The organism is Amycolatopsis sp. MtRt-6 (assembly GCF_017308975.1).
GTDB lineage: Bacteria > Actinomycetota > Actinomycetes > Mycobacteriales > Pseudonocardiaceae > Amycolatopsis.
Genome location: NZ_JADWPD010000071.1, coordinates 1 through 1,536 on the forward strand (window position 1 = coordinate 1; position 1,536 = coordinate 1,536).

The following is a 1,536-nucleotide window of genomic DNA, read 5'->3' on the forward strand; positions in this document are numbered from 1 at the left end:
CTAGTAGTACTTTGTTAGGTCTTGGCGTGTCGTGGGGACGTGGAGCAGGCTGGGTGATTTCATGCTTCGGTGACTCCTGACGAGCTTGTCCATGTCCGGCAATGTCTTGAGTCCTTTGCGGCGGAGGTGTTCGCTCCTTTGGCCCGGTCGGATCAGCGGGCCAAGGGCGAGACGTATCTGCGGGGGCTGTTGCTGGATGGGCGGCGTAAGTCGATGCAGCCGATGGCGGAACGGCTGGGCGTGGACCACCAAGGACTGCAGCAGTTCGTGACCACCTCGACCTGGGACACCGACGCGGTGCGAGCGCGGCTGGCCGGGCTGGCGGTGGAAGCGATCGTTCCGGTGGCGTGGGCGGTCGACGACAGTGGTTTCCCCAAGGACGGCACGGGCTCACCGGGCGTGGCCCGGCAGTACTCCGGGACCCTGGGCAAAGTCGCCAACTGCCAGATCGGGGTCAGTGTGCACGCGGTCACCGACACCGCCTCCTGCCCACTGGACTGGCGGTTGTTCCTGCCGGAGTCCTGGGATACCGCCAAAGCAGGCCCGGCGGCGGTCAAGGCGGCCAAAGCCAAGCGGCGCAAGACACTGAAGAACGCACCACGAGCCGCGCCGGCAGGCGAGCAGGCCGGCGCCGGGATCGAGGTGGACGTGGAGGCGGTTACCGAGGCTGCCAGGGCGCGCCGGAACCGGTGCGGCATCCCCGAGGACGAGGGTCACCGTCCGAAGTGGATGCTGGCCGTCGAGATGCTCGACGAACTCGCCGGACACGGCCTGCGGCCACCGGTGCTGGTCGCCGACGCCGGCTACGGCGACAACAGCCAGTTCCGGGCCGCGCTCGACGAGCGGGACATCGCCTACAGCGTCCAGCTCAAAGGCGAAGCCCTGGCCCACACCAGCGAGGCAGTTCCCGTCCCGCGGGAATGGTCCGGCACGGGCCGGTGCGGCCGCCCACCGGCCACCACGCCCGTCTATCCCGGCGAGCCGGTCAGCCTGGCCCGGCACGTGACCGACGCCGGCCGCCAGGCCGCGATCCCCATCACCTGGCGCGAAGGCAGCAAAGGCGCAATGTCCTCGCAGTTTGTGTTCCTGCGAGTCCGGCCCGCCGGGCACCGTGTCCCCCGCGGCGCCGAGGACGGCGCTCTGCCCGAGCGGTGGCTGATCGCCGAATGGCCCGGCGACGAGCCCGAACCGGTCACCTACTGGCTGTCCAGCCTGCCCGCCACCACACCTGCCGCCGATCTCGTCCGCTACGCCAAGATCCGCTGGCGGATCGAGCACGACTACCGCGAACTCAAAACCGGTCTGGGCCTGGACCACTTCGAGGGCCGCTCCTGGCGGGGCTGGCACCGCCACGTCACTCTGGTCACCGCCGCCCACCTGTTCCTCACCCTGCTGCGAGGCGACCCAAAAGCGGCTGCGCCGGCCTGACCCTCTACGTGACCATCCGCGAACTGCAACTGCTCCTCGCGACCTGGACCGGCGTGTGCCTGACCTGCCACCAAACGGTGAAACCCTTACACCGCAACAACCGCCACC

General features: G+C 69.1%; 1 protein-coding gene. It reads left to right on the plus strand.

Annotation, left to right across the window (positions count from 1 at the left end; all coding sequences use genetic code 11):
- Window positions 1-69 precede the first annotated feature (69 nt).
- On the plus strand, window positions 70-1,428 hold the full coding sequence (locus I4Q55_RS48835) for an IS701 family transposase (RefSeq protein WP_206797880.1): 1,359 nt from the start codon (window positions 70-72) through the stop codon (window positions 1,426-1,428).
- The last annotated feature ends 108 nt before the right edge of the window (window positions 1,429-1,536 follow it).